This is a genomic window from Pseudomonas algeriensis (genome assembly GCF_048847255.1).
Classification (GTDB): domain Bacteria; phylum Pseudomonadota; class Gammaproteobacteria; order Pseudomonadales; family Pseudomonadaceae; genus Aquipseudomonas.
The window spans coordinates 306,080-313,618 of the sequence record NZ_JBKKRK010000007.1 but is presented as its reverse complement, the minus strand read 5'-3'; the positions used below and the strand labels follow the sequence as shown (position 1 = coordinate 313,618).

The 7,539-nt window shown below is 62.1% G+C and carries 6 protein-coding genes; 1 reads left to right on the top strand and 5 read right to left on the bottom strand.

Annotated elements, in window-relative coordinates:
- Positions 1-397: 397 nt before the first annotated feature.
- The 4 genes from ACLK1G_RS13820 to ACLK1G_RS13805 all read right to left on the bottom strand — a co-directional run bounded on the left by ACLK1G_RS13820 (position 398) and on the right by ACLK1G_RS13805 (position 5,657).
- The gene (locus ACLK1G_RS13820) at positions 398-2,164 is read right to left on the bottom strand and encodes an ABC transporter ATP-binding protein (RefSeq protein ID WP_420765918.1); all 1,767 of its coding nucleotides are present in this window, start codon (positions 2,162-2,164) and stop codon (positions 398-400) included.
- Entirely contained in the window at positions 2,161-3,270 is a 1,110-nt protein-coding gene (locus ACLK1G_RS13815; protein ID WP_420765929.1) for a glycoside hydrolase family 1 protein, read from the bottom strand. The genes ACLK1G_RS13820 and ACLK1G_RS13815 overlap by 4 nt, the downstream gene beginning before the upstream one ends.
- 63 nt (positions 3,271-3,333) lie before the next feature.
- Positions 3,334-4,515, bottom strand: coding sequence for a UDP-galactopyranose mutase (glf, locus tag ACLK1G_RS13810; RefSeq protein WP_420765917.1), 1,182 nt, complete (start codon positions 4,513-4,515; stop codon positions 3,334-3,336).
- Complete coding sequence (locus ACLK1G_RS13805; protein WP_420765916.1) at positions 4,503-5,657, bottom strand: glycosyltransferase family 1 protein; 1,155 nt, start codon at positions 5,655-5,657, stop codon at positions 4,503-4,505. Before ACLK1G_RS13805 ends, glf begins: the two co-directional genes overlap by 13 nt.
- A 328-nt stretch (positions 5,658-5,985) precedes the next feature.
- Here ACLK1G_RS13805 and galE point away from each other — a divergent pair, with 328 nt between their 5' ends.
- A complete protein-coding gene (galE, locus tag ACLK1G_RS13800) occupies positions 5,986-7,032 on the top strand; it encodes a UDP-glucose 4-epimerase GalE (RefSeq protein WP_420765915.1) in 1,047 nt (348 codons plus the stop codon).
- Between the two features lie 206 nt (positions 7,033-7,238).
- Here galE and ACLK1G_RS13795 read toward each other — a convergent pair whose 3' ends face one another.
- A complete protein-coding gene (locus ACLK1G_RS13795; RefSeq protein ID WP_420765914.1) occupies positions 7,239-7,505 on the bottom strand; it encodes a hypothetical protein in 267 nt (88 codons plus the stop codon).
- Positions 7,506-7,539 lie beyond the last annotated feature (34 nt).

Here is a 7,539-nt window from a genome sequence, read left to right as displayed (position 1 = left end):
CACATCCAACAGCTCCCCAAGCTGAACCACCGCTATCGCGCGCAGGGCTCGCTCCCACAAAAAGCCCTGCGGTGTGGCCAAATTCAACAAACAACACTGCCCCCCTGTGGGAGCGAGCCTGCTCGCGATGGCGGTGGCACATCCAACATCTCTGCAAGCTGAACCACCGCTATCGCGAGCAGGGCTCGCTCCCACAATAGGTTCTGCGGTGTGGCCAGGTTCAAGACACAACACTGCCCCCCTGTGGGAGCGAGCCTGCTCGCGATGGCGACAGTACATCCAACATCTCTGCAAGCTGAGCCACCGCTATCGCGAGCAGGGCTCGCTCCTACAACAGGTTCTGCGGTGTGGCTAAATTCAACAAACAACACTGCCCTGCGGTGGCACATTTGAGGCGCTAGCGCTTGCCTAACTCCATCCCCTGGGCCTGCCACAGCGTTTGGAACGGCCCTGCGCGTTGGCGCAGTTCATCGGGCGCGCCGTCCTGGACGATTCTTCCGGCCTGCAGCACCAGGATCCGATCGAACCTTGCGACCGTCGACAACCGATGGGCCACTGCCAGTACGGTGCGGCCGCGCATCAGGTCGTCCAGGGCCATTTGCACCTTGGCTTCCGATTCCGTGTCCAGGGCCGAGGTGGCTTCGTCGAGGATCAGGATCGGCGCGTTTTTCAGGAACGCCCGCGCCAACCCCAGGCGCTGGCGCTGACCGCCCGATAACATCACGCCGCGCTCACCCACCAGGGTATTGAACCCGTCCGGCAGGCCACGGATGAACTCTTCGCAATAGGCATGGCGGGCCGCGTCGATCACCTGTTCCTCGGTGGCATCGGGCTGACCATAGGCGATGTTCTCGTAGATGGTGCGATTGAACAGCGCCGGTTCCTGGGGCACCACGGCGATCTGTCTGCGCAGGCTGTCCTGGCTGACCGAGCGCACGTCCCGGTCATCGATCAGGATCACCCCGCTGCGCACATCGTCAAGGCGCTGGACCAGACTGACCAGCGTCGACTTGCCCGCCCCCGAAGGGCCGACAATGCCGACTTTCTGTCCGGCGGGAATATCGAGGAACAGGTGCTTGATCGCACCCCGACCGTCGGCGTAGCTGTAGCTGACGTCGATAAAGCGAATGTTGCCGCGCCCCGGCGCCAGTTCTGCCGGGGTGTCGCTGAGGGCGTGCGGCTGGACGATGATGCGCAGGGTCTCGGCGATCACGCCCATTTGCTGCGAAGTATCCACCAAAGCCAGGGCCAGGTCCCGCGAGCCGTGCAGGATGCGAAACGACAATGCACTGACCATCACCACATCGCCCGGGGTGATCTGCCCGTCCTGCCACAACAGGATCGACCAGCCGAGCATGCCGCCGGCCATGATCGACAGGCAGATGTCATGCAGGACCCGGGCTTTTTCAAGGTAGATCCAACTGCGGCGTTGAGCCTTGGCCTCGACACCTATCGCTTGCTCCAGTCGACGCCGTTCCCGATGCCGGGCGGAGAAAGCCTTGATCGTCCAGACGTTGGAAACCTGGTCCACCAGCTCGCCGCCGACGCGCGCGGACTGGGACGCGAAGTCGATGTGGCGACTGCGGCCTCGCAGGCCCATCACTGTGATCAAGGTTGCCACCACGACCACGGCGCCAATCAACGCGATGCCCATGGAAAGTCGCACGGTGAACAACACCACCACGGCCCCGATGAAATCGACGCAAGGCGGGATGATTTTCCAGGCCAGCCCACCGTAGATGGACCCAGCCGCGGCGCCCGCCGAGGAAATCCGATTGGCCAGGGCCCCGGCAAAATGCTGGGAGAAATAGCGCATTGGATGGCCCGTCAGGTGATTGAACAGGTCGATGCGCAGGTCCGCGCAACTGGCGACCACCGTCCGACAACCCAGGTAGCCACCGGAGCGCCAGAACACGTTTTCGATCACGATCAAGGCAATGAACACCGTGAACGGCAGCCACACATGCCCGGCGGCCTCCCTGCCCTGGGCCATCGCGTCCACCAATAGCTTCATACCGAACTGCACCGCCACGGCGCAGCTCGCGGCGCCGATAATCAGCAAAAACAAGGTCGCGAAATGCCACGGCCTGAGGGTGACGTAGCGCCAGAGAAAAGCGATCGCCGTATTGGGCAACGGCAGCCCATGGGGTTGCTGGCTGTTCATGGCACTTGTGCCGTCGCCACGGGTGAGGCGAAGCGCGCCTGCAACGCGGTGATTGCCACCAGCAGTGGATGGAAGGACGCACGGCTTCCCTCATTGTCGGCATAACCGAACACACCGGTGGGACAGTAGCGATCATCGTCCCAGCCCGGGTAATCGAGAAACGGATACCAACACATTCCCTCCATCGGAATTTTCCGCTCGATGGCCAGCGCCAGTTGCTCGCCGATGTAGTTCAACCACGGAACACGGGCGGTGTCTTCGGCACCGGTTTCCGACAGTAGCATCGGCCTGCGGTAGCGCTGGTGGACCTCGCTGAGCATGCCCACCAACGGGCGATATTCGGGGCTGCCCGGCTCGATCCGATTGCCATGGAGGAACCACTGGTTATGGGGATAGAAGTTCACCCCGACGATATCCAGGTACTCCTCTCGTCCGCCCAGCCCCGGCCAGCTTCTGCCTGTCAGCAGGTCCCAGGCCTCGAACTGGGATTGTCGATACGCCTCGGCGGCCTCGATGTCCTCGGCTCGCCGAGTCGAGGACAGTACGTTGATCAGTGGATCGCACTGGACGAACCGCGCACCGGGCGTGACCTCTCGAATCGCTTCGATGGCCGCGATGCTTGCGCGCACCAACTGATGCTTGAGTTCAGTACCCCGACGCTGCGCGCCTGGGTTGAAATAACCGACGTCGCCGCCGGCCCAGCTCCAGAAAGAAATCTCGTTGATCGGCGAGTAGAACGGGACCTCGATCCCCTCCTCGCGCATCAACCGCGCCACGGCGGCGCAGAAGCGGGCAAACCGCTCCACGAAAGCGGGGCGCCAGATGTCCAGGTCGTCGGGATAGCCGTAATGACACAAGTCCCATACCACTTGCACATCGCAACGCCGGGCGGCGCGCAGCATCGGCAGGAAGCTGCTCCAGTCGTAACGGCCCGGTTGCTGCTCGATCAGATGCCAGCGCAGGCCATCCCTGGCGCAACGGATGCCCAACCTGGCGAGCTGGCGATAATCCTCGCCTGCCCAGCGGTCGTGGCGAGTCGCCGCGAGCATGTCCAATCGGCGCCCATCGGCGCGGCGCTGGGTGGAGCACTCGTAGCCGGCCATCATGAAACTGCTGAAGATCCTGTCCTGCACGTTGCGGTCTCCTGTACGCAAAGGCGGAGCCAGGCATCAACCTGGCTCGACCTCGTGGACCTTCGCCTGAACACCCTCTTGCTCGGCGATACGCTGGTACAACGCGAGCGCCTGCCCTACCACCTGATCCATGTTGTAGTACTTGTAGGTGCCCAGCCGCCCGAGAAAAGTCACCCCCGGCGTTTCGTCGGCCAACGCCTTGTACCGCTTGTACAACTCGGCATTCTCCGGACGCGGAACCGGGTAGTACGGGTCACCGTCGGAGCAGGGAAATTCGTAGGTCACGCTGGTGCGCGGGTGTTGCTGGCCGGTGAGGTGCTTGTACTCGGTGATACGCGTGTAGGGCACGGCCTCGTCCGGGTAATTGACCACCGCCACCGGCTGAAACTGCTCCTGATCCATGGTTTCGTGCTGGAAACGCAACGAGCGGTACGGCAGCCGACCGAAGCAGTGGTCGAAGTACTCATCAATGGGCCCGCAATAGACCAGTTCGCGATGTGGAATGCGCTGGCGCACAGCCTTGAAATCGGTGGACAGCAGCACATCGATGTTCGGATGGTCGAGCATGCGCTCGAACATTCGCGTGTAGCCGTGCAAGGGCATCATCTGGAACTGGTCGGTGAAATACCGATCGTCCGTGTTGGTGCGTGTCGGCACTCGCGAGGTCACCGATTTGTCCAGCTGCGAAGGGTCCAGGCCCCATTGTTTGCGGGTGTAGCCGCGAAAGAATTTCTCGTACAACTCCTGACCGATCTGGTTGATGACCACGTCCTCGGAGGTACGGATCGTCTCGACCGGCTCCGCCCGCTGCGCCAGGAACGCCTCGGCCTGGGCTTCATCCATGGACAAACCGAACAGCGTGTTGAGGGTGGTCAGGTTGATCGGAATCGGCACCTGGTGGCCGTCGACCTGGGCCAGGACCCGATGTTCATAGGGCCGCCATTCGGTGAACCGCGACAGGTAATCGATAATGCGCTGGGCGTTGGTGTGGAAGATGTGCGGGCCGTAGCGATGGACCAGCACCCCCGCCTCATCCAGATGGTCGTAGGCGTTGCCGCCAATGTGATCGCGACGATCGATCAGCAGGACGCGCTTGCCCAACCCATCGGCCAGTCGCTCGGCCAGTACGCTGCCGGCAAAACCGGCGCCGACGATCAGGTAGTCGTACGGCGTGGCATCGAGTGAGTTGTCCAGGGTCTCGAGGGTTATCGTTGGCATTCGATCTGCTCCTTCATCATTGCGCACGTCTTGTCCCAGGACATGCCGTCCAGGGCTTTATCGGCGTACTGCGCAATCACGCCTGGCTGGGTGCGCAGGTCCAGCGCGGCCTGGATCGCCTCGATGAATGCCTGGGGTGAATCAGCAATGGCAACGACGCCACTGCCGCCGTAGCCGTTGACGACATCACGGATCGGCGTGGACACCACCGGGCAACCGCCCGCCAGGTATTCGGGCGTCTTGGTGGGGCTGATGAAGCGCGTGGATTCGTTCAGGGCGAACGGCATCAACGCCACGTCCCAACCCGCCAGGTAAGCGGGCAACTCCTCATATTGCTTGGCGCCCAGATAATGAATATTAGGCGAGCGCGGCAATGTATCCGGATCGATCTTGACCACTGGGCCGATCAGCACGATCTGCCACTCGGGGCGTTGGGTAGCCAGTTCCCTCACCAGGTCGATATCGAAACGCTCGTCGATGACCCCGAAGAACCCCAGCCGCGGATGAGCAATCGCGGCCTGGTCCGCCGGGTCCGGAATCGGCTGTCGGGCCGCGGCAAAGTGCGCGACATCAACGCTGCTGGGCATGGCGTGGACGTTGTCATGGTGCTGGCGTTTGGCCTCCCACAGGCTGTAGCCGCCGGTGAACACCACGTTGGCCTTTGCCATCAACCGCCGCTCCATTTCCACCAGCGCGGGCGGGGCGAACTTGAAGGCCGAGAGCTCGTCCATGCAATCGAAAATCACCACGTTGGCCTCCAGGTGATCGGTGAAGACCTGGCTCATGGGCGTGAGGTACCAGAGCATCAGCTCACTCGGCCAGTGTTGCGCCAGCCAGGCGTCCAGCAGCTCGCGCTGGGCATCGATCACCTGGGCTTCATCCAGCCCTTTCGGAAGCCTGGGCACCAGCACCGTCACGCCCTCGGCCACCCCATAGTGTTCCAGGTGCGCGGTCTGCCGCCCTTCGAAAATCGGCTCCTCGAAGAACAGAACGTCGTAGTCCCTGGCCAATCGCGACATCACGTGCTGGGGCCGTTGGTAGACGAAACCCCAGCGCAAATGTGACAGGCACAACAGCGTGGGTCGCAGGCTCGTGGTGGAAGCGGCGCTCTGCTTGGGGTGAAGTTGTTCTTGTTGATTCATGTGACGTTCCTTTTCTAGAGATCGATGCTGGGCCCACCGGAATCTGGCGCTGGCCGCCTGGCAAACAAGACCTGAAGACTCCCCTCGCGCTTGGCCTTGTGGACGTTGGAGAAAACCGGTTCCAAAGCCGTTCCAAAACTTGTTGAAGCCAGCCGACAAACTGCACGCACCGATCAGTCAACTGCTCTGAACTCCTGACGCACACCACCACACTCAACAGAACAGGCTGATGTCTCCCACGCGCACCACTGCCGAAGCGAGACCGCCGATCAACGCCGAATGTCTCGCCCATGAGACATCAGGACAGGGACAACCGAGAGGGATTGAGATGATTCTGGTAACAGGTGGTGCGGGCTACATAGGTGCCCATGTGGCGGTCGAGTTGATGAACCAGGGCAACGGGGTGCTGATCCTGGACAATCTCTGCAACAGCTCCCGGGGGACACTCCAGCGCATTGCGGACGTGACGGGACGCGAGCCCGGTTTTGTCTATGCCGACGTGCGCAACCGACGGGCGCTGGATAACGTGTTCAAGGAATATCCCATCGAAGCCGTCGTTCACTGCGCCGGGCTCAAGGCCGTGGGCGAAAGCGTGCGCGAGCCGCTGCGGTATTTCGATACCAACGTCAGTGGCAGCGTGACGCTGTGCCAGGCCATGGCCGAAGCCGGCGTGTTCAACCTGGTGTTCAGTTCATCGGCGACGGTCTATGGCGATTGCCCACAGATGCCCATCGCCGAGACCTGCCCAACGGGACAGCCGACCAACCCTTATGGCCAGTCGAAGCTGATGGCCGAGCATGTCATGCGTTGCACCGCGAATTCGGACTCTCGCTGGTCCATCGGCCTGCTGCGCTATTTCAATCCCATCGGCGCCCATTGCTCCGGCCTACTGGGAGAGACGCCGACGCAGACGCCCAACAACCTTTTGCCGTACCTGTTGCAGGTAGCCAACGGTGAGCGGGAGGTGCTGCGGATATTCGGTTCCGACTACCCGACGCCGGACGGCACGGGGATCAGGGATTATGTCCATGTGGTAGACCTGGCCGAGGGGCATCTGCGGGCGCTGGAGTTCCTGCGTGGGCAGACCGGTGTACACATCTGGAACCTGGGCACTGGGCGTGGTTATTCGGTGCTGGAGGTGGTCAGCGCGTTCGAGCGCGTGACCGGTGAGACGGTGCCGCTGGCCTTTGAGGCGCGTCGCCCGGGCGATATCGCCCGGTGCTGGGCCGACCCTGGCAAGGCCGCCGAACAACTGGGCTGGAGCGCCCGTCATGGGCTTGAGCGGATGCTGGAGGATGCCTGGCGCTGGCAGTGCCTGAACTTCCCTCGGGCCGAGCGCAAGGAGGTGGTCTGGCCGAGTGTTGAACAGGGATGAATCCAAATGGGGAGATCCAATGTGGGAGCGAGCCTGCTCCGTGCGGCGATCCGACGATGGCGGGGTTTCAGTGAATGAATATGCTGGATGTACCGGCCTCATCGCGAGCAGGCTCGCTCCCACAGGGGGGGCAGTGTTGACGTCGGTTGCGCTGCTGCTGAAGGACGAGTGTGGGAGCGAGCCTGCTCGCGACGAGGCCCTCGCATTCAGCCACCAGGCAACCGCATCCCCTTCACATTCAAACAATCGCGCTGGTTCCTCGAAAGCATCTCCACGGTCTGCTGATACGCCTGATCGGCCGCATCTTTGAGCAGTTGCCAGTCCTCCAGGCTGATAAATTGATGCAACACCAATTCATCGGCGCGCCGAATCAGCGTGTCGCGATAATCCTCGGGAAAGTCCAGGCGATACGCGTCGTCTTCGAGCAAAAGCCGCCAGGCTTTCAATTCCATCTCAAGGTCGGTTTCACTCACGGGCGGTTGTCCTTTTGAAGTTCGAACCAGCGGC

Bases quoted from the DNA above. Each gene is read 5' to 3' on its own strand.
- ACLK1G_RS13820 (WP_420765918.1), bottom strand. From the start codon at position 2,164: ATGAACAGCCAGCAACCCCATGGGCTGCCGTTGCCCAATACGGCGATC.
- ACLK1G_RS13815 (WP_420765929.1), bottom strand. From the start codon at position 3,270: ATGATGGCCGGCTACGAGTGCTCCACCCAGCGCCGCGCCGATGGGCGC.
- glf (WP_420765917.1), bottom strand. From the start codon at position 4,515: ATGCCAACGATAACCCTCGAGACCCTGGACAACTCACTCGATGCCACG.
- ACLK1G_RS13805 (WP_420765916.1), bottom strand. From the start codon at position 5,657: ATGAATCAACAAGAACAACTTCACCCCAAGCAGAGCGCCGCTTCCACC.
- galE (WP_420765915.1), top strand. From the start codon at position 5,986: ATGATTCTGGTAACAGGTGGTGCGGGCTACATAGGTGCCCATGTGGCG.